The organism is Mesorhizobium sp. M8A.F.Ca.ET.218.01.1.1 (genome assembly GCF_004791165.1).
Lineage (GTDB): Bacteria > Pseudomonadota > Alphaproteobacteria > Rhizobiales > Rhizobiaceae > Mesorhizobium.
This window is the reverse complement of sequence record NZ_SRUZ01000001.1, coordinates 44,382-63,979: the sequence shown is the minus strand read 5'-3', so window position 1 is coordinate 63,979 and position 19,598 is coordinate 44,382. Positions and strand designations below refer to the sequence as shown.

Below are 19,598 nucleotides of genomic sequence, written 5' to 3'. Positions count from 1 at the left end.
AGCGCAAGGAAACGGCAACATATAGGATGGCTTCATGACCGATGCGATCCTTGTCCTGAACGGCGGTTCTTCGAGCCTGAAGTTCGCCGTTTTCGAGCGACGCGGTGAGCTCCCGCTGCTGCTGCGCGGCAATGTCTCCTCTCTCGGTCAACAACCGCGGCTGCGAGTCGAGGCTGCGGCCGGCAGGTCAAAGTTCGACAAGAGCTTGGGCGAAGCACCGATCGGTATGGGCAAGGCGTTCGCGGCGGTTGCATCCGTGCTCGCCGAAAACGATCTCCTGCGCCGCATCGACAGGGTAGGACACAGGATCGTTCACGGTGGGCGTGACTTCACCGAAGCGACGCTGCTCGACGAACGCACGCTCAAAGCACTGCGCCTGCTAGAGCCGCTGGCGCCCATCCACCAGCGGATCAATCTCGAGATTGTCGCGCTGGCCGCTGAAATCTTGCCGCAGGCCCTCCAGGTCGGTTGCTTTGACACGGCGTTTCATTCGACCAGACCGGAGCTCGCCAAAATCTACGGGCTGCCGTGCGCGATGACTGACGCGGGCATCGTTTCCTACGGCTTTCATGGGCTGTCCTACAGTCACATCGCTGCGAAGCTGCGTGACCGATACGGCGCGCACGCCGGCGGTCGGGCGATCGTTGCCCATCTCGGCAGTGGCGCCAGCCTGTGCGCGATGGCCGCCGGACGAAGCATCGCCACGACGATGGGGTTTTCGACGCTCGACGGCCTGGTGATGAGCACGCGCTGTGGCGCGCTCGACCCGGGGATTATCCTTCACTTGCTGCAGGAACGGCGACTGTCTGGAGACGAAATGGTCACGCTTCTCTACGAGCAATCGGGCCTGCTCGGAGTGTCTGGAATATCGGGTGATATGCGGACGTTGATCGCCTCGGACGATCCCGCCGCCGCCGAGGCTGTCGCGCTCTTCGTTTATCGGATCGGACGTGAGATTGGATCGCTGGCCGCTGCCATGGGAGGACTGGACACGCTGGTGTTCACGGCTGGCATCGGCGAAAACGCGCCGTTGGTCCGGGAGAGGATTTGCGGTGCCGCTGCCTGGCTTGGAGTCGATCTCGACGAGAAGCGAAACCGAGAGGGCGAGGAACTGGCCAGCAACGCGACTTCCCGCGTCGATGTCCTTGTCATTCCTGCGGATGAAGAATGCGCTGTGGCCGCGGACATGCTCGTCTTTTGACCTGCCGCGCCCACAACGGCCCGGAAGGGGCCAAGGCAGCTAAGCGGCTGATCGCGCCCCCAGCTCCCGTCGAACCAGGACCAGCGTCGCATCGTCGGGATCGGTCGTGACGGTGAAGCCCATGTCGCGCTCGACCTCGATCGCGGCACGGTTCTCGCGGCTCTCGATCGACTCGATCGCTTCCAGGCCGAGGTCTTCGGCATAGTTCGCGATATAAGCGAGCAACTCCCAACCAACGCCCAGATGCTTGCGATCCGCACGAATGCAGATCGCGACCTCACCGTTTCGATCGGCGGCATCGCTTGCCAGCGTTGCAACCGCGATCAGCATTCCGTCGGTGGAGAAGGCTAGAAAATTATGGATGTGGGCGTCGTCTGAACGCGTCATCGCGACCAGCCGTTCATGCGAGACCTCCTTCACAGCGCCGAGAAAGCGAAAGCGCAGGTCGTCCGGGGTCACATGGGTGAAGAACTCGGCCAGCGTTGGCTCATCCTCAGGGTACGCGCGGCGCACTTCGAAGCGAAATCCGGTGTGGGTGGTAAGTGTATGGTGCATGACAACAGGGTCCTGATCTGAGGCTGACGTTACGCTGTCTGCTTGGGAGGGCTCATACGCCCATGGTCTGCAACACATCCTGCTTGAGGATTTCGACGCTGCGCAGGTTGAGCAGGCGGATCACGCCCTTATCCTTCAGCCGGGTGAAAACCCGCGACACGGTCTCGATAGTGAGACCGAGATAGTCGCCGATGTCCATGCGCGACATCGGCAGCTCCACCTGCCGCAATCCACCTTGCCGCTCCATCATGTCGACCAGGAAGGCGGCGACACGTTCGATGGCGTTCTGACGACCGAGGACAAGGAGGTGCTCCTGTGCCCTCGTCAGGCCCTTGAGTGCCAGGGGAAGCAACTGATGGGACATGTCCGCTCCAGCGCTGAAGCGGAAGGCGCGTACCCCGGTGGCATTGATCGCTTCGGCGAAGAAATGATGCGTCGTGTCGCCTTCGAAGCCGAACGTCTCTCCGGCGAGGTGGAAGGCGCTAATCTGCCGGCGGCCGTCCGCGAGCAGGCGATAGATGCGTACGGCGCCGAATTCGACCTGGTAGAAAGCGCCGGCTTTCTCGCCTTGAGCATAAATCTCCGAACCGGCGGGAAAGAAGCTGACCGGCTGTTGCGTTTCCGAGTCGAGGGCCACTGGCAGGCTTGGCTGAGCAGAATGCGACGGCAATGAAATTCTGGAGGCGGTGTAAGCGTGCATGGCTGTTGTCCAGGTTGTTTCGCGACACAGCAATCGCGCGAATCCGCGGGTCGCGAAATTCGGTTTTGTCCCTACGGGAAACTACCTAGGCACGCGCCGGCCCGCTCATGTCCAGAGCAGATTCGATGCGCCGGCTTGGCGCGAGGGTGTCGCCTCTTCCGGCCCTGTCTCCATTGTCAGCCTGTTGTCAGCTTGGCCGCGCTAGCCCGGCGCTGCGACCGGAAATGATTCTTCAAAACCATCGGCTGCGGGGTCGCCGCACGCGATCAGGAGCAATTCTAACATGCAGTTTTTCAAGTCCGGACTGGTCTTGGTCCTCTTGACGGCGTCGGTGCCAGCCTTCGCCAACACGACCGTCAACGTAAAGCTTTGGGACAAGGACGGTGCCGTGAACCCGGACGCCAAGATGGGGATGGGCATGCCGGCAAACATGAGCATGGCGACGATGGCCATCAAGCTGGACAAGACCGTCGTACCCGCGGGCGAGGTTACCTTCAAAGTCAGCAATACGTCCAAGGACACGGTTCACGAAATGATCGTCGTGCCGGCCGCGGATGCGAAAAAGACCGCATTGCCGTATGTGAAAAATGAAAATCGCGTCAACGAGGACGCGGCCGGCCATCTCGGCGAGGTTTCCGAACTCGATCCAGGCAAAACCGGATCGCTGACCCTGGACCTCAAGCCGGGCAGCTATGCCGTTTTTTGCAATATCCCCGGTCATTTCATGAATGGAATGTGGGCAACGATCCTGGTCAAGTAGACGGTGATCCAACGCTGCAACCCGCCCGCCAAAAGGCGCGGCGGGTTGCTGTTCATTGCTTCCCCGATCGAGACCGCTACCGCTTGCGCCCGATACGGCGCCGGGTTGATGATTGGCCGATCGTCAAGCGATGTCCGCCGGTTCGGCGCTGCGTTTTCGTCCGGTGATCATGGCTCGGACCAGGTTTTCGCGGTGGCGAAAGCTTGCCAGGGCGACACCGCCAATATGAAGCAAGACGAGGAGCAACAGGCCGTGCGCCGCCAGGCTATGTGCGGCTTCGACCCAGGGCACACCGAAATAGGCGTCGGTCGTCATCAGCCAGCCGGTAAGAGCGGTTGAAGCCATCGCCGCGATCAAGACGATCACCATCGCGCCGCCAGCCGGATTGTGGCCGATATATCGGGCCTCGCGGCCGCTCAGTATTGCCGAGAGATAACGCGCGACAGTCGCCGGATCACGCACGAATTGGGAGAACCGCGCATAGCGGGTACCAAGAACACCCCACAGAAGCCTTATGCCGATGAGGGCGGCGGCGGCGTATCCGGCCCAGTGGTGGATACCCTCCGAGGAATGGGAGGTGAGCCAGGCCGTGACGAAGCTGAGCACCAATGCCCAATGGAAACTCCGCACGGCCCGATCCCAGACGCGCACCATCGGCGGCGATGGGTGCGCGCCTGCTGCTGCCGGAACGTTCTGATCAATTTTCGCCGGCTTCGGCATTGTCGAGCTTTTCAAGGGTCTCGGCATTGTAGGCCAGATTGACCTTTTTGCCCGCCTTGTCGACCGCGTAGACCTCATAGCAGCCCTTCTCGACCTTGATCTGCCGCACGGTGAGGCCTTCGCCAGTCAATTGTGCTTCCAGTGTTGCCTTGGGCTTGAATTGCGATTTTGGGGCGGTGCTGCAGCTGCCGCCGGCGGCGAGCGCCGGTCCCGCGATCATGCCAGCCAAAGCGGCGAAAACGAGTGTGCGATACATGATGACTCCATTCGGAAGGTTGGGCGCCGATGTTGCGCCCGCAGGTGGATCTTCGATCGTCCAGACGGCGATTCTCACCGCCATTGGAGCGAAATAATCAATTCAAGCTGACAACTGGCTGACAATTGTATCATCGGCACCGATCGGGGCCGCGCCGATCAATTTGATCTGGCGCAAGGACGGCGGGTGACGTCGTGAGCAGGATGACGGCCGGATGTAGAGCACTTCTGCTGCCCACCCGGAAAGAGGATCGCCATGAAAACCGTATTGAGGAAAGCAACATTTGGGCTTGCTGCTGCAATGCTCATGGCTAGCCATGCCGGCGCCGCCCAGGCTGACGCGCTCGTCCAGGTTTCGCTCTGGGACAAGGGCGCGAGCACGGAGATGCCGATGGGTCTTGCGTATGCAGCGCCGGGCCTCGATCTCGCCAAGGCGACCATGGGCATCAAGGCTTTGCCAAGTGTGGCAAAGGCCGGAGAGGTCACATTCAATGTGAAGAATGACTCCAAGGACACCGTCCACGAAATGATCGTGATGCACCTTGCCGATCCCGGCAAGCCGCTTCCTTACCTTGAAGCCGAGAACCGCGTCGACGAAGACAAGGCTGGCGACAAGGGCGAAGTTTCGGAGCTTGATCCGGGAAAATCAGGCACGTTGACCGTCGAGCTGAAGGCTGGAAAATACCTGCTTATCTGCAACGTGCCAGGTCACTATGGAGCCGGCATGTGGGCCGAATTCACCGTCGAGCCATAGATAATGAAGCAGGCAGCCGCCTGGCCGGAACCTGTGACTGCCGCAGTTTTCGAAAGCCTGCCGGGATCGCCGGCCTTGTCGGTTTGGCCGCGCCAAGGCGGAGGCTGGGCAGTCACGGCATTTGTTTTTCCGGGGCAACATGGAGCACGTCATGAGAGCGATGGTGCTCGAAAACATCGGCGTGCCATTGAAGCTGGTCGACAGGCCTGATCCCATAGCGAGACCCGGTGAGATCAGGTTGAGGATCGAGGCATGCGCTGTCTGCCGGACCGATCTGCATGTCATTGATGGCGATCTGCGTCATCCGAAACTGCCGCTCATTCCGGGTCACGAAATCGTCGGCACTATCGATTCCGTCGGCAAAGGCGTGGCGCGTTCCAGGATCGGGCGCAGGGTTGGCGTGCCTTGGCTTGGGCACACTTGCGGGCATTGTCCCTACTGTGTCGCGGAGAATGAAAATCTCTGCGATCAGCCAGATTTCACGGGTTATACACGCGATGGCGGCTTCGCCAGCCATGTCATTGCCGACGCGCAATTCGCCTTCGATCTGGACACGGATGCCGACCCCGTATCGCAGGCGCCGTTGCTTTGCGCTGGCCTGATCGGCTGGCGATGCCTGAAGAAGGCCGGTGACGGCAAGCGGCTCGGGATCTACGGCTTCGGTGCCGCTGCACATATCGTTGCGCAGATCGCAATCTGGCAGGGTCGTGACATCTTCGCTTTCACCCGGCCCGGCGACAGTGAAGCACAGGAATTCGCCCGCTCGCTCGGCGCGACGTGGGCGGGCGGGTCGGAGGAGCTTCCGCCCAGGCAGCTCGATGCCGCGATCATCTTCGCTCCTGTGGGTGACCTGGTGCCGATCGCACTTGGTGCCGTGCGCAAGGGCGGCCGGGTGGTTTGCGGCGGCATCCACATGAGCGACATTCCGGCGATGGCCTACGAGTTGCTCTGGGAAGAGCGTGAACTGGTGTCGGTTGCAAACCTGACGCGCCGCGACGCCGAAGAGTTCTTTCCCATTGCCAGGCGCGCTCGGGTGCACACATACACCAAGGTCTACCCGCTGGAACAGGCCAATCAGGCATTGGACGATGTGAGGCAAGGCAGATTGAGCGGCGCCGCCGTCCTGGTGCCGTGATCGGCATTCAACGAGCGTTATGTGGGAGCGTTATCTGGCCCGTCCACCCAGTTCGCGCATATGCCGGATCCACTTCGCACGGGTCGCATCGCTGGCTCCAGCGACCATGCCGAACAAGGTCTCGCGTACCGGACTGATGCCGACAAATTGCAGAATGCTTCGCTTCAGGCCGGCGATGCCGTGTCCGAGGAACCATAGCCGATACACGACGGAAGGCATGCCCATCGTCACCACGACGCGCGCCGAGCGGCCACGAAGCAATGTCTTGGTGAAGCCGCCGCCCTTGTCCGGATAGGCAAAGGCCGTTCCCGGCCGCATGACCTGTTCCAGAAATGCCTTGAGTATGGCCGGCATGGTTCCAAGCCACAGCGGAAAGACAAAGACGACATGCTCAGCCCACACGATCGCCTCGGCTGCTTCTTTCAACTCATCGGGAACCGCACCATGCTCGAACTCCTGCATCGTCCGAAGCATCGGAAAATCGATTGCCCCCAGATCGACCCGGCGGACACCATGCCCTGCCTTTCCCGCGCCCTCGCCATAGGCGTCGGCAAGACCGCGGCAGAGCCGATCCGGGGACGGGTCTGGATGGCCGACCACTATCAGGATGCGTCGCGACATGGTCTACTCCCAGGGAGCCAGGCGTTGCCGCGTCATGGCCGCTCGACCCTTGCCACCTGGTAGGTGTGCATGGTGCCGTTGCGCTCGATCGACACATATTCACCGGTCACGAACCGTTCGTCGCCGAGATGAAAGCCGATTTCGTCATCGCGGTCGCCTTCGGCGTAGTCGAAATACCACTGCCCGCCGGGCTTGCGTCTCAGCCGGCCGATCAGATCCTCCTCGCCAGTCCGAAAGCGGCGAACTCGACATGAGGCCCTGTGCGATTTCCATTCTTCGGCATCGATACGCCCTTCGCCGTTCAGCGGAGCCAGCACGTCGTAACCCTCTTCACGGTCTCCTCCCGGGTGATCCTTCTCGCGGGCTAGCAGCAGCCGGACATGGCGGAATTTCGGGGTAAGGTCCTTCAAACTGGTCATGGCGAACTCCTTTTAAGGAGTCCCATAGAGCCGTAGCTGGGCCTGCCCCTTGATCCGCATCAAAGATGGCTCAAGAACCGCGCTTCTATCCCGGGCCAGGCAACAACATGGCGCCATAGCCGGCGGTCGCAGCGGTCAGGGTTGCGCCGGCCAGCGGCACCCAGAACCTGATCGGACCGGCAAATACCGCCAGTGACAGGCGGCCGATCGCATTTGCCGCCAGTGCCGCCAGCACAGCCTGACCGACAGTCTCGACGGGGACCGAATACTTGACCAGCCGCAAGGCACTGAGCACCGAGACGTCGACATCGAACGTGCCTGCCAGCGCTGAGGTAACCAGCAAGCCGCGGCTGCCGAATTGAGCTGCCAATCCAGCGCTTGCGGTCGCGACAAGCGCGAAGAGCAGCGCGAACAGCAACAGCGGACCCAGCTCGAATGGATTGCGCGCAATAGCGCTGCGTTCCTCATTCCCGCTGTCGCGAGTCATCAGCAATGCGCCGCAGACAGCGAAGGCGAGCGCGGCTGCCATCGCCGCTATAGCGACCGAAGCGAACACGCCTGGCTCTATGATCAGAATCACGGCGCAGACGCGGAGCACCGAAACCATTGCAGCCAGGGATGCCGCCCCGGCGAGCGGCAGTGGATTGCCGCCCGACGCGGCATTGCGGGCAAGCGCCAAGGTCACCGCTGTGGAAGAGACGATCGCACCGACGAGCGAACTGACCGCAGCCCACGCGTATTTCCCAGAATGCGAACAGCCACGTAGCCGGCGAACGATATCGAGGCCATCAGCACCGTCAGGAACCAAACTTCCCAAGGATTGAAACCGCCCCACGGGTCCATCGTCCGGTTTGGCAACAGGGGTAAGACGATCGCCGTCATCACTGCCAGGATCAGCGCCGAACGCAGTTCGACCCAGGTCAGTCGCTTCAAAAGACCGTGCAGGACTTCTCGGCTGGCCAGGATTGCCGCCAGTGCCGCCCCGCCCGCAGCAGCAGCCCGATAATCGCCGGCTACGGAAAGCGCGCCAAGGGCGAAAACGCCCAGGCCTGCGATCACGCTCGTGACGCTGAAATCCTCGTCATGGGCAGCCTCACGCGCCTTGTACCAGGCAAAGATTGCCGCAAAGGCGATGAAGCCTCCGACGAGCACCGATACGGAGCCTAGTGCACTGGCCAGCGCCGCGAGCACGCCACCAAGCAGCCCGGATATGCCGAATGTCCGGATGCCAGCTGTGCGACTGCGGTCGGGCGCATCCCGCTCTTGCCAACCACGCTCCAAGCCGACAAGGAGACCTATTGCGAGGGCCAGTCCAAGCCGGGCGATGAGCGGATCCATTGGCGCGACGACTTCAGGCGGTCACCGTCGGCAGGCGGTCGCGAACCCACCTGACGATCTGGCCTGCCGTCATTGCGCCAGATGTGCGCGCGAGTTCGCGTCCGCCATGGAACAGAATCATGGTCGGGATGCCGCGAATGCCGAGCCTTGCCGCGACAGATTGCTCATTTTCGGAATTGAGTTTGATCAGGCGAACATGTGGCTCCAGTTCGATTGCCGCCGCTTCATAGGCCGGCGCCATCATCTTGCAGGGGCCGCACCAAGGTGCCCAGATGTCGACGACAACGGGAATACTGCTTCGCGTAATCTGGTGATCGAACGTCTTGGCGTCGACGTCCGGGGGGTGACCTGAAAACAGTCTGGTCCCGCACTTTCCACATTTTGCCTCACTGGCATTTCGTGACGGCGGCAGGCGATTGACTCCGCCGCATTTGCTGCAAACCACCAGATTTTGCTGTGCCATGGCCATTCACCGAACTTGTTCTCGACCACTATGCGCGCCACAGATGTCCATCGCCAAGGGTCCGCAAAGCATTCAGGATAACCGCCACGTCAATCCCTTCCTGAAGTAGCGCTCCGGCAACCGGCGTGATCTGCCCCATGGCCGCTGCGATCATTGCCAGCCCCGACAGCGCCAGTCCGGCAATGATGCTTTGCAAGGCGATCGATCGCGTTCGCCGTGCAATCCGGACGGCATCGGCGACAGGCAGCAGCCTGTCGGTCAGCACGATGACGTCCGCCGCCTCGGAAGAGGCCGTCGCCCCACGCGCGCCCATGGCGACGCCGACCGTCGCGGCGGCGAGGGCGGGTGCATCGTTGATGCCGTCGCCGACCATCATCGTCGGCGCCAAGGCTTTCTCGGCTGTGACCGTCGCGACTTTTTCGGCAGGGGTCGCATCGGCGACCAGGGCGTCGAGGTCGAGCCGGGCGGAGATGCGCTTGGCCGCCACGCCGTCGTCGCCTGTGAGCATGATCATGCGACCAATGCCAGCGGAGCGCAGCTTGCCGAGTGCATCATGCGCATCAACACGCAGGGCGTCGCCGAACGTGAAAACACCGGCAAGCTGCCCGCCGAGTGCTACAAAGACCCTGAGCACCGCCTCGTCCCGGTATTTTTCTTCGCCCCCTTTCGCCCAGTTGGGCAGGGGACTGTCGGCGAGCACAAGAGCCCGCGATCCGGAGGCGATCGCAATGTTCTCGACCCGGCCCTTCAGGCCTGCGCCGCGATGCTCGCGGACATCACGCGGATGCGAAAGCATCAGCTGTCTGCCGCGCGCCTCCCGGATGATCGAGTCGGCGAGCACATGGTGTGAGGCCTGTTCCAGGGATGCCAACAGCTGCAGCAGATGGTTCGCGTCACTGCCGGGTGCGGCTTCGATTTCGATGAGCTCGGCGCCACCGATGGTCAAGGTCCCCGTCTTGTCGAAGATCGCGGTTCGGACTTGCGCTAGAGCCTCCAGCGCCGTGCTGCCCTTCATAAGGATGCCGGCACGCGCGGCACGCGAGACGCCGCCGATGAATGCAACGGGGGCAGCAAGGATGAGCGGGCAGGGCGTTGCGACGACCAGCACCGCAAGCGCTCTGATTGGGTCGCCGGAAACATACCAGGCGGCGCCGGAAACCAGCAGTGTGGCTGGCAGAAGGAACAGGGCAAAGCGGTCGGCCATGCGAATGAATGGAGATTTCGCGGTCTGCGCTGCAGCGACCATGCGTACGATCGCGGCATAAGTGCTCTGTTCCGCGAGGGCAGAAGCCCGCATGCTCAAGGTCTCGCCCGCATTGACGGTGCCGCTGCGCAGCACATCCCCCGCGCTGCGCCGTTCCGGCAGGGGTTCTCCGCTCACTGCGGACTCGTCGAGAGAGGCCGAAGCATCAAGCAGGATGCCATCGACGGGGAGCAGTTCGCCGGCCCGGACCAGAATCTCGTCGCCGACATCAACGTCCTCGACGGAGATGGTTTCTGTCCCCAGCGTTGACGTTCGGTGGGCGATACGCGGCGATCGGTCGGTCAATGCCTTGAGGTTCCGTTCCGCGCGGCCGCGAGCGAAATCCTCAAGCACCGTGCCGCCGGCATACATAATCGCGACCACCACTGCCGCCAAGGGTTGGCCAAGAAACAGCGCGGCGGACATCGACACCAGCGCAATAGCATCGACACCGAAGCGGCCGATCCAGAAATCGCGCAGGATGGAGATGGCGAGAGCCGCTACCACGGGCAACGTCGCCACCGTCCAGATCGTGTCGGCCTCAAGGGGGCCGAGCCCGGTTCGCCACGCTCCGATCCCAACGGCGAGACCCAGGATGGCAATCACCAGCAATGCGCGTCGCAGGATGGACTCGTTCATGCGATGCCTTCCGATCTGATCGATGCTCGCCAATTGTCGTCAGCGCTGACGAGCGCGTCGAACTCGGGCAACAGCTAGTCGCGAGAACCACAGAACGCTTTGATCCAACGCAACGAACGGGCAAGATCGACCGGCGATTATCGCCGCTAACAGGAGACACAAGGGGTGACGATCCGAAATCTCGAACATGCGTTCGCCCCGAAGTCCGTTGCTGTCTTCGGTGCGTCGGTGCGCGAAGGCTCCGTCGGCCATGTCGTTTTCGACAACATCGTCAGCGGTGGCTTCGAGGGCGACATCTGGCCGGTCAACCCGAAATATTCGCAGATCGCCGATCGGCAATGCTATGCTGAAGCGGCGGATCTGCCTGACGTCCCAGACCTTGGTGTCATCGTTACGCCGCCTGAGACAGTTCCCGGCATCGTGCGCGACCTTGCTGAAAAGGGCACGCGGACGGCGGTCGTGATCACTGCCGGGCTTACGCGCGAGAATGGCCTGCGTCAGGCGATGCTGGACGCTGCCAAGCCCACGCTCTTCCGCATCATCGGGCCGAACACGGTCGGGCTGATGATCCCGCCGATGAAGCTAAATGCCGGATTTGCGCATATGGCCGCGAAGTCCGGCAACATCGCACTGCTGTCGCAATCCGGCGCCATTGCCACATCGCTGATCGACTGGGCGGCCGACAACAATGTCGGCTTCTCGCAGATCGTCTCCCTTGGCGACATGGCCGATGTCGATGTGGGGGACTGCCTCGACATGCTGGCGGGCGACATGCACACCCACGCCATCGTGATGTATCTCGAAACCATTCCCAATCCGCGCAAGTTCATGTCGGCGGCGCGCGCCGCCGCGCGCCTCAAGCCGGTGATCGTCATCAAGTCGGGTCGGCACGAGCAGGCGGCCAAAGCGGCCGCGACCCATACCGGCGCGCTGTCGGGCGCGGATCGTGTCGTCGATGCCGCATTGCGGCGCGCGGGCATCCTGCGCGTCGAAGGCCTGGCCGAGTTGTTCGACGCGGTTGAAACGACCGCCCGCTTTGCTCCGCTGGAGCGAGCCCGCGTCGGCATCGTCACCAATGGCGGTGGCGCCGGCGTGCTTGCCGTCGACCAACTTATCGACTGCAACGGGGAGTTGGCCGAACTCGCGCCGGGAACGATTGCCCGCCTGGATGCCGTCCTGCCGGCCACATGGTCGCATGCCAATCCGGTCGACATCATCGGCGACGCTCCGCCTGAGCGCTACCGGGTCGCGGTCGAGGCCATCGCGGCCGATGCCGGGACCGACGTTGTCCTGGTCATGAACTGCCCGACCGGGCTCGGCTCGCCGCTCGCCGCGGCAAGCGCGGTGGCAACGCTCGCGCAGGACGGTAAGATCGGCGGCAAACCGGTCCTGACCTGCTGGCTTGGCGAACACACGGCGCGCGAAGGGCGACGTATCCTTCAGGACGCGGGGATTGCCAGCCTCGAGACACCCGCCGATGCCGCGACGGCCGTATCCTACCTCGCCGACTGGTCGCGAGCCCAGCGGGCCCTGCTGCGTACGCCGTCGAGCCACGGCGAGGCCGCCACGAGCGGTCGAGAAGCGGTGCTTGCCCTATTCAGGCAGGTCGCCAGGGAAGGCCGGCGCATGCTGACCGAGCCCGAGGCCAAGGCGGCGATTTCCTCCTACGGCATCCCGGTGCCCGAAACGATCATCGCCAGATCCCCTGCCAAAGTGGGGCAGGCGGCCGGCCGGCTTCTCAAGACATCCGAGCAGGTCGTCGTCAAGCTGCTGTCAAAGGCGATCTCGCACAAGTCGGACATTGGCGGGGTGGTGCTCGGCATTGCAGCCGCGGCGGCAGCCGAGGAGGCAGCACGCGCAATCGAGGCCCGGTTGCATAAGCACGATCCTCAGGCCGATATCGAGGGTTATGCCGTACAGCCGATGGTGGTGCGAAAACAGGCTCAGGAACTGATCCTTGGTGTCAGCCATGATTCGATTTTCGGTCCGGTTCTCCTGTTCGGGGCGGGTGGCGTCGCCGTTGAGGTGATGGACGATACCGCGATCGCGTTGCCTCCGCTCGACGAAGTTCTTGCCGGTGACCTGATCGGGCAAACGCGGATCGGTCGGCTGCTCGACGGATTCCGCGATCGCAAACCCGCGGATCTGCAGGCGATCGTTGCGGCGCTCAACGGCCTATCGCAGATGGTTGTCGACTTTCCGTGCCTCGTATCAATGGACATCAATCCGTTGCTCGCGGACACCGCCGGCGTGATCGCGCTCGATGCACGCATCGAGATCGAACCGAAGCGGGTGGAGGAACCTGGGCCGAATCCTGCACTGTGCATCCGGCCCTACCCGTCAGGTTGGGAGAAGGAAACGTCGGCAGGTGGCGCGCATTATCACGTCCGGCCGATCAAGCCGACCGACATCGCGCTCTATCCCGAATTCCTGGCCAAAATTTCGTCTGACGATTTGCGCCTGCGTTTCCTTTCGCCGCGAAAAAGCTTCTCCGATCAGGTGTTGAAGCGGCTCACCCAGCTCGACTACGACCGCAATATGGCTTTCGTAGCATTGGACAAGAGCACTGGCGCGCTGGCGGGCATCAGCCGGTTGTCCTGCGATCCCGACCACGTCAGCGCCGAATACGCATTGCTGGTGCGGACGGACTTGCAGGGTCATGGCCTAAGTTGGGAGTTGCTCAGCCAGATCGTCGATTATGCAAAGGCCGATGGGATCCGCCGCATCGGAGGTATCGTGCTCAGTGAAAACAGCAAGATGCTGGCAATGTGCCGTGAATTCGGCTTCTCCTTGATGCATCTTCCGAACGAGCCAGGGCTTGTCGAGGCCAAGCTCGAACTCGGTTGAGGTCAATCATCCGCAACAGTCAGGAGGCCGTGCACAGGGTTTCGGAAGCATCGCGCTGCCAACATCTCCTCAGTTCCGCGGCAATGTCGACGGCCTTTCGATCGGAATCGGTCCTGCGCCAGCTGGCCTGGCCGGCTTTTCGCTGCAATTGACGCGAAAGGATATCGATCGTTGCATCCGAGGGACCGCCCTTGCGTTCGCTGACCCGTCGCCAAAGGACGAGTGGATCCGCCTCCAGCCAGAAACCGAAGAATGGAATACCCCGGTCTCGCGCCGCCTTCTCGATCCGCTCACGATCGGCCGGTCTGTCGAAAACCGCATCAGCTACAACCGAGCCACCCTCGGAGAGAATCAAGCCGGCGCGCCATGCCATTTCGTTGTAGACGCGATCGGACACATCAGGACGATAGGCCTTGTCCGGCAGCCTGGCCTCGGCGGGCACGCCGTGCATCGCTTTGCGGATGCGGTCGCTTTCGACTATGCGCGCACCGGGCGGCGCACCGATATGGGCGGCGAGCGCCTCGGCAATGGTCGTCTTGCCTGAACCACTGAGACCGCCGATGGCAACGAGCCTGGGCGGCGTTTGCTGCAGAAATGTTCGGGCCAGTTCGAAATAGGATCGGGCCTCGGCAGTCAATTTGCCGGAATCGGCGCTGCCTTCCTCGACCTGGGTGGCGGTGACATGCGCGCGCACAGCCGCCCGCACCGCCATGAAGAAAGGCAGCAGGACAAAGCCATCCTCGTCATCGGCCTCGTCGAGGTAGCGGTTCATCACGAGATTGGCGAGCTCTGGGAAACGGCGATGCCAAAGGTCCATCAGCAAGAAGGCAAGGTCGTACAGAACATCGATGCTGGCGATCTGGTCATTGAATTCGATGCAATCGAAGAGGCGAGGCTCGCCATCGAAAAGGCAGATGTTGCGCAGGTGCAGATCGCCATGACACTGGCGGATCTTGCCCGCGGCCTCCCGGCGATCCAGCAATCCGGAATGGCGCGCGAGTGCGGTGCGGAAAGCCCGGGCAAACGTCTCGATCTCTCGTTTTGTAAAAACGTGACTGGTGCCAAAGCCGGCCTCGTTGATGTCGAGCACGCCCATCAAATTGAATGAGCCGGTTCCGTTGTGGATCTTCGGCGCCGCACGGTGATGTCCCACGATCATGCGTGCGACCGCCGTCATCAGCGCTGGCGTCAGTTCTCCCGCGGTCGCCATCCGATCAAGGAGCCTCGACTGATCAAACCGGACCATCTCGATCACCGCATCGACCATTTGGCCAGCGCCATCGAAAACGAGTTTGCCGTCGACTTCGCGGGTAATGCGCCGCACGCCCAGATAGAGGCCGGGTGCGGTCCTGGCGTTGAGTTCCACCTCTTTTTCGCAAGCGGCCAGCCTTAGTGCTGGCGTCGAGAAATCGACATAGGGCAGCTTGACCGCCCGTTTCATCTTAAAGGCACGTCCATCGATCAAGAAAATTCGCGAGATATGAGTCTCGATCGCTTCGACCTGTCCGGCCATGCCATAGGAGGCGGGATCAAGCAGGAACGCCGTAGCGGATTGCTGCTCGTCAACGACCATGTCCGGCCTCATCGATGCCTGTGTCGTGCGGAGACTGTTTGCGCCCTCTGTTTTCATTGCTGCAACGTCTCGACATAACCGGCCAGATCATGGATCCGTTCCCTGGTGACGATTTCCCCGGCATTCGGGCCATATTTCTTCACGTCACCCGGAAGGAATTGCCGACCCCAGACCGGCATGTCGCGATTGCCATGCGCCGGCACCATGCCGCGGCCGTCGATGACGGCAAAGACGCGCCAATAAGGGAATTCGCCGCCATTGCGCCTGGAGAGGCGCGTCAGGTCGCTTGGCCGCTTCAACAACTCGTCGCCCAACGGGCCGTCCCCCTTGCCTTCAAGGCCATGGCAGACGGCGCATGAGTTCATGTATTCCGCCTTGCCGTTGCCGAGTTCCTGGGCGCCAGCTGCGTTGAGGGCCAATCCCGCCAAAATCGCCGCGATCAGGAATTTCATCTGCGTTTCCCCGACTGATCGACTGAAACCTACAGCCCTGGTTTGCTAGTGCGTTGATGCGGATCAAATGCCGCCGCGGTCACGGTATTTGATTCAGCGCAATGAACGCATCGGGCAGCCTCGCTAATGACTGAAACCACGACTGATCCTTCAATCGAAATCAGGAGTTGCCGCCGTGACTTTCAGGACCTTGCTTACGGTTACCGGGCCGAACCAGGGTGAAGGTGATCTCAAGCTAGCCGCCTCGCTGTGCGAACAGGTCGGCGCCCATCTCTCCGTGCTCGTTCTCGAGCTTGCCGCGCCGCCCTCAGGCGGCGAGTATGCCGCTGTCGTTTCGCCTGCCTGGCTGGAGGAACGCCAGGCCGAGCTGAAAAGGCTCGAGAAGAGAATTTCGGATGTCGCCGGCTTTCTCTCCCAGAGCGCCGTATCGGCCGATCTGAGCGACGACTATCCCGACACGGGGTGGGCGGACGACGTCATCGGAAGGCGTGCCCGCTACGCCGATCTGACCATTCTCGGGCCAGATTTGCTGGCAAGCCATACGCTGAAGGATAAAGTCATCGAGGGCACGCTGTTCTCGTCGGGAAAGCCTATTCTGCTCGTTCCCGAGGGCACGCGGCCGACGCTGAAGCCGAAACGCGTCCTCGTTGCATGGGACGCCCGCCTTGAGTCATCGCGCGCCGTCCGCGAGTCCCTCGATATGCTGAAGGGCGCCGAAGATGTGCGCCTTGTCATCGTCGATCCTATTGAAGATGAGTTCCATCATGGCGAGGAGCCGGGTGCAGATGCCGCGGCCTATCTTGCCCGGCATGGCGTGAAGGTTACGGTCGACCGGCTGCCGAGCGCGAACCATTCGGTTGCCGATGTGCTTCGCCAGCATGCCGGCGACGTTGCGGCTGAGCTGATGGTCACGGGCGCCTACGGTCATTGCCGGTTGCGCGAACGGATTTTCGGTGGGGTCACCAAGTCGATGCTTGAAGGTCAATCGTTGCCGGTCTTCATGGCGCGATAGCAATTCACAGGGAAGAGCGGGCCGGCGCAGTTTGCGCCGGCCCGCTCTCGTTCCTGTAGCGAAGGGTTGCGGACTTACTCGCTCGCCTCTCGACCGGACACCTGCTCGATCAGAATCCGGAAGAAAACATGCGGTGCATTGTCGGCCGCGGGAGGAGTGACCGGCTTGAGTGCGCCGGGCTCCCACCAGTCGGTGTGCTTGCTCAACACCGACCAGGCATGGTCCCTTTGAAGCTTGTGGCCGATCCGGTCGGGCAGCTCTTCATATCGGCCATCGACAATGACACTTCTCCATCCTCGGCCCTGGCCATGTTCGTCCACCTGGACGGACACCAGCGGATTGGACCGCATCCATTCGATCTTTTTGCCCGGCATGGAAAACGCGTAAAGATGAGCGTCCGAATGGGCGTAGTGGAAGGGCACGACATAGGGCTGCCCATCCTTAGCGCATGCCAGATGGCCAACACGATTGGCCGTCAGCAATTTGGTACATTCCAAAGCCGAAAGCGTGCGGATCTGCATTAGTGCGATCTCCTGTTCTTTACGGCTAGGCCGGAAACGTGCCGCTGGCCAGTTTTGTACAGTTGGGCAGCCTCGTCCATAGCGAAGACAACGTCGTTGTCAGAGAGCCGCGGGAACCGCAGATAGTGGTGGCCCAAGGCCCGGAACTGTCCTGGCTGACTAAGGCAAACCACACGGTCCGCTTCCTGTTCCAGTTCAACGACCGTCTCTTGCGGTGAAACAGGAATTGCCACGACGATTTCCCTCGGTGACCGGCGCTTGAGGGCGCGGATCGCGATTTTCATGGTCGTACCGGTCGCGGCCCCGTCATCGACGATGATCGCGGTCTTTCCCGCAATCGAGATCGGTCTGGTCTTCCAGCGATAGGCAGCGCGCCGGCGTTCGAGTTCTGGCCGCTCATTTGCAATCAAGACACGTAGCTCGCTTTCGTCGAGTGCATAGGTCTCGACAATCTCACGGTTCAGCACGACCTCCCCAGGGTCGCCATCGACGATTGCGGCAACAGCCAGCTCGGGATTGCCCGGGGCGCCCACCTTGCGGATGATAAGCAGATCAAGAGGAGCGTGGAGGGCTTTGGCCACTTCCACTGCGACGGGCACGCCGCCGCGCGGTAATGCCAGTACGATCGGGTGATGCAATTGAAGCCTGCTCAGTTCCAGGCCAAGCTTCGCTCCAGCGTCTTCCCGGTCGCGGAACATCGGTCAATCCACCGGCCACAGTTTTCGCAGCGACTTCTTCATCGAGTTTCTGACCTGTACGATCTCGCCATGCGAAATGTGACGGTCGAGAAGCTTGAAAACGGCACTGATCGCGACATCGAAATCGATCTCCTCATCGTAGCCGAAACTGTTTCTGACGCTGATAATAAAGTCGCGCTTGGTGCGCTCATGCGCAGGCACCGCGGGGTTCCAGCCTTCGAAATAGATGCCGCGGACCAAAACAGGCAGTTGCGCCGAGAGATCGGCCATTTCTGCTGGCGAAAGCCAATCCCGCACCGTGTGTAGAACGGATCTCAGGAGACGGCACGCGCTCGGTTCGCTCCAGCAGAGGTCCTTGGCGAGCTCCTTGACCCATTGTTGCGCCTGCTGGCCAGCGTGCGTGAAGTCAGCAAAGGACGTGTGGGAAATATGACCCATGGCGGATGCTCCTCGAAGATTTGAACTCCATTCTCAGGCATCGAAAGGCTTTGAGCATTGAGCAGGATCAAATCGTTCAAAAGTGCGTCGCCCCGATTGTTTTCTACAGCCGCCTCGACCAGTTCGAGGAGGCCGCGCACCAGCTGGCAAAGGGGACGAACACCGTTTGCGCAAGCGGCGGGTTTCAGCCGCCGGATTTTTGCACCAGCAGCGGAACGATCCGATCGCTCTTGGCCACGGCCGGCCGTCCCGCCGAACCGTAGGGGATGCCGAGCGCGTCCCAGGTCTCGACCAGCGCGTCCTGCAGTTCGGCGATCAGCGCATCGGAATGGAAGGGCGTCGGCGTGATGCGCAGCCGCTCGGTGCCGCGCGGCACGGTCGGGTAGTTGATCGGCTGGATGTAGAGGCCGTGCACGCCAAGCAGGCGGTCACTGGCCATCTTGCAGAGTTCCGGATCGCCGACCAGCACCGGCACGATGTGGGTCGGCGATTCCATCACCGGCAGGCCGGCGGCGGACAGGATCTGCTTGGTTCGGGTCGCCTGCTGCTGCTGGGCGTCGCGCTCGGCCTGTGAGCGCTTGAGATGACGGATCGACGTGGTGGCCGCGGCGGCGATCGCCGGCGGCAGCGCCGTGGTGAAGATGAAGCCCGGCGCATAGGAGCGCACCGCGTCGATGACGGCACTGGTGCCGGTGATGTAGCCGCCCAGCGTGCCGAAGGCCTTGGCCAGCGTGCCCTCGATGATGTCGATGCGGTCGGCGAGGCCCTCGCGCTCGGTGATGCCGCCGCCGCGCGGCCCGTACATGCCCACGGCATGGACCTCATCGATATAGGTCATGGCGTTGTAGCGCTCGGCCAACTCGACGATCTCCTTGATCGGCGCGATGTCGCCATCCATCGAATAGACGCTTTCGAAGACGATCAGCTTGGCACGTTCGCGCCCGGCCGTCTGCAAAAGGCTTTCCAGATGCGCGACGTCATTGTGTCGGAAGATCTTCTTCTCGGCACCTGAGCGCCGCACGCCTTCGATCATCGAGGCATGGTTCAGTTCGTCCGAGATGATCAGGCAATTGGGCAAAAGCCGTGCGATGGTCGAGATCGAGGCTTCGTTGGAGACGAAACCGGAGGTGAAGACCAGGGCGGCTTCCTTGCCGTGCAGGTCGGCCAGCTCATGCTCGAGTTCGACCAACGGGTTGGACGTGCCGGAAATGTTGCGGGTGCCGCCGGCGCCAGAGCCCATCTTGCCGGCCGCCC

At 62.1% G+C, this 19,598-nt stretch carries 20 protein-coding genes and 1 pseudogene; 6 read left to right on the top strand and 15 right to left on the bottom strand.

Annotated features, from left to right (window positions below):
- The first annotated feature begins 34 nt into the window (after positions 1 to 34).
- Positions 35 to 1,201, top strand: a complete 1,167-nt coding sequence (locus tag EN861_RS00350) for an acetate/propionate family kinase (protein ID WP_127277198.1) — start codon at positions 35 to 37, stop codon at positions 1,199 to 1,201.
- 39 nt (positions 1,202 to 1,240) lie between these two features.
- Here EN861_RS00350 and EN861_RS00345 read toward each other — a convergent pair whose 3' ends face one another.
- Both EN861_RS00345 and EN861_RS00340 read right to left on the bottom strand, forming a co-directional pair.
- On the bottom strand, positions 1,241 to 1,756 hold the full coding sequence (locus tag EN861_RS00345; RefSeq protein WP_127277196.1) for a GNAT family N-acetyltransferase: 516 nt from the start codon (positions 1,754 to 1,756) through the stop codon (positions 1,241 to 1,243).
- A 52-nt stretch (positions 1,757 to 1,808) separates the two neighbouring features.
- Positions 1,809 to 2,456, bottom strand: a complete 648-nt coding sequence (locus tag EN861_RS00340) for a helix-turn-helix domain-containing protein (RefSeq protein ID WP_127277193.1) — start codon at positions 2,454 to 2,456, stop codon at positions 1,809 to 1,811.
- A gap of 331 nt (positions 2,457 to 2,787) precedes the next feature.
- Here EN861_RS00340 and EN861_RS00335 point away from each other — a divergent pair, with 331 nt between their 5' ends.
- On the top strand, positions 2,788 to 3,216 hold the full coding sequence (locus EN861_RS00335; protein WP_245464307.1) for a plastocyanin/azurin family copper-binding protein: 429 nt from the start codon (positions 2,788 to 2,790) through the stop codon (positions 3,214 to 3,216).
- A gap of 123 nt (positions 3,217 to 3,339) precedes the next feature.
- Here EN861_RS00335 and EN861_RS00330 read toward each other — a convergent pair whose 3' ends face one another.
- On the bottom strand, positions 3,340 to 3,870 hold the full coding sequence (locus tag EN861_RS00330) for a cytochrome b/b6 domain-containing protein (protein ID WP_127277208.1): 531 nt from the start codon (positions 3,868 to 3,870) through the stop codon (positions 3,340 to 3,342).
- Between the two features lie 43 nt (positions 3,871 to 3,913).
- Positions 3,914 to 4,192: a PepSY domain-containing protein gene (locus EN861_RS00325; RefSeq protein ID WP_189343527.1), complete on the bottom strand. Its 279-nt coding sequence runs from the start codon at positions 4,190 to 4,192 to the stop codon at positions 3,914 to 3,916.
- A 255-nt stretch (positions 4,193 to 4,447) separates the two neighbouring features.
- Between EN861_RS00325 and EN861_RS00320 the strand changes: the two genes are divergently transcribed.
- Both EN861_RS00320 and EN861_RS00315 read left to right on the top strand, forming a co-directional pair.
- Complete coding sequence (locus EN861_RS00320) at positions 4,448 to 4,945, top strand: sulfocyanin-like copper-binding protein (protein ID WP_127277185.1); 498 nt, start codon at positions 4,448 to 4,450, stop codon at positions 4,943 to 4,945.
- Positions 4,946 to 5,096: 151 nt separating this feature from the next.
- On the top strand, positions 5,097 to 6,080 hold the full coding sequence (locus EN861_RS00315) for a zinc-dependent alcohol dehydrogenase family protein (protein WP_135861778.1): 984 nt from the start codon (positions 5,097 to 5,099) through the stop codon (positions 6,078 to 6,080).
- A 30-nt stretch (positions 6,081 to 6,110) separates the two neighbouring features.
- On the opposite strand, the gene EN861_RS00310 is transcribed toward EN861_RS00315, so the two are convergent.
- The 5 genes and pseudogenes from EN861_RS00310 to EN861_RS00290 all read right to left on the bottom strand — a co-directional run bounded on the left by EN861_RS00310 (position 6,111) and on the right by EN861_RS00290 (position 10,803).
- Positions 6,111 to 6,701 carry an NAD(P)H-dependent oxidoreductase gene (locus EN861_RS00310; RefSeq protein ID WP_135861776.1) on the bottom strand — a complete coding sequence of 197 codons (591 nt, stop codon included), beginning with the start codon at positions 6,699 to 6,701 and terminating at the stop codon, positions 6,111 to 6,113.
- Positions 6,702 to 6,733: 32 nt separating this feature from the next.
- On the bottom strand, positions 6,734 to 7,120 hold the full coding sequence (locus tag EN861_RS00305) for a hypothetical protein (protein WP_127277177.1): 387 nt from the start codon (positions 7,118 to 7,120) through the stop codon (positions 6,734 to 6,736).
- Positions 7,121 to 7,205: 85 nt separating this feature from the next.
- Positions 7,206 to 8,458, bottom strand: a pseudogene (locus EN861_RS00300) (MgtC/SapB family protein).
- Between the two features lie 13 nt (positions 8,459 to 8,471).
- Positions 8,472 to 8,921, bottom strand: coding sequence for a thioredoxin TrxC (gene trxC, locus EN861_RS00295; RefSeq protein WP_135861773.1), 450 nt, complete (start codon positions 8,919 to 8,921; stop codon positions 8,472 to 8,474).
- A gap of 28 nt (positions 8,922 to 8,949) precedes the next feature.
- Complete coding sequence (locus EN861_RS00290) at positions 8,950 to 10,803, bottom strand: heavy metal translocating P-type ATPase (protein WP_135861770.1); 1,854 nt, start codon at positions 10,801 to 10,803, stop codon at positions 8,950 to 8,952.
- A gap of 165 nt (positions 10,804 to 10,968) precedes the next feature.
- Between EN861_RS00290 and EN861_RS00285 the strand changes: the two genes are divergently transcribed.
- Positions 10,969 to 13,650, top strand: a complete 2,682-nt coding sequence (locus tag EN861_RS00285; RefSeq protein WP_135861768.1) for a bifunctional acetate--CoA ligase family protein/GNAT family N-acetyltransferase — start codon at positions 10,969 to 10,971, stop codon at positions 13,648 to 13,650.
- Between the two features lie 19 nt (positions 13,651 to 13,669).
- On the opposite strand, the gene EN861_RS00280 is transcribed toward EN861_RS00285, so the two are convergent.
- Positions 13,670 to 15,163 carry a bifunctional aminoglycoside phosphotransferase/ATP-binding protein gene (locus tag EN861_RS00280; protein ID WP_245511997.1) on the bottom strand — a complete coding sequence of 498 codons (1,494 nt, stop codon included), beginning with the start codon at positions 15,161 to 15,163 and terminating at the stop codon, positions 13,670 to 13,672.
- A 113-nt stretch (positions 15,164 to 15,276) separates the two neighbouring features.
- The gene (locus tag EN861_RS00275; RefSeq protein ID WP_127280173.1) at positions 15,277 to 15,675 is read right to left on the bottom strand and encodes a cytochrome c; all 399 of its coding nucleotides are present in this window, start codon (positions 15,673 to 15,675) and stop codon (positions 15,277 to 15,279) included.
- A 175-nt stretch (positions 15,676 to 15,850) separates the two neighbouring features.
- On the opposite strand from EN861_RS00275, the gene EN861_RS00270 reads away from it, so the two are divergent.
- Positions 15,851 to 16,687 carry a universal stress protein gene (locus tag EN861_RS00270; protein ID WP_135861764.1) on the top strand — a complete coding sequence of 279 codons (837 nt, stop codon included), beginning with the start codon at positions 15,851 to 15,853 and terminating at the stop codon, positions 16,685 to 16,687.
- A gap of 74 nt (positions 16,688 to 16,761) precedes the next feature.
- Here EN861_RS00270 and EN861_RS00265 read toward each other — a convergent pair whose 3' ends face one another.
- The 4 genes from EN861_RS00265 to hemA all read right to left on the bottom strand — a co-directional run.
- Positions 16,762 to 17,208 (bottom strand): pyridoxamine 5'-phosphate oxidase family protein, encoded by a 447-nt coding sequence (locus EN861_RS00265; RefSeq protein WP_135861761.1) that lies wholly within the window; start codon positions 17,206 to 17,208, stop codon positions 16,762 to 16,764.
- The gene (locus EN861_RS00260; RefSeq protein WP_127871024.1) at positions 17,208 to 17,906 is read right to left on the bottom strand and encodes a phosphoribosyltransferase; all 699 of its coding nucleotides are present in this window, start codon (positions 17,904 to 17,906) and stop codon (positions 17,208 to 17,210) included. The genes EN861_RS00265 and EN861_RS00260 overlap by 1 nt, the downstream gene beginning before the upstream one ends.
- 3 nt (positions 17,907 to 17,909) lie before the next feature.
- Positions 17,910 to 18,344 (bottom strand): DUF2267 domain-containing protein, encoded by a 435-nt coding sequence (locus tag EN861_RS00255; protein WP_127280177.1) that lies wholly within the window; start codon positions 18,342 to 18,344, stop codon positions 17,910 to 17,912.
- Between the two features lie 184 nt (positions 18,345 to 18,528).
- Positions 18,529 to 19,598: 5-aminolevulinate synthase (gene hemA, locus EN861_RS00250; RefSeq protein WP_135928186.1), on the bottom strand; the 1,070-nt coding region annotated here is incomplete at its 5' end.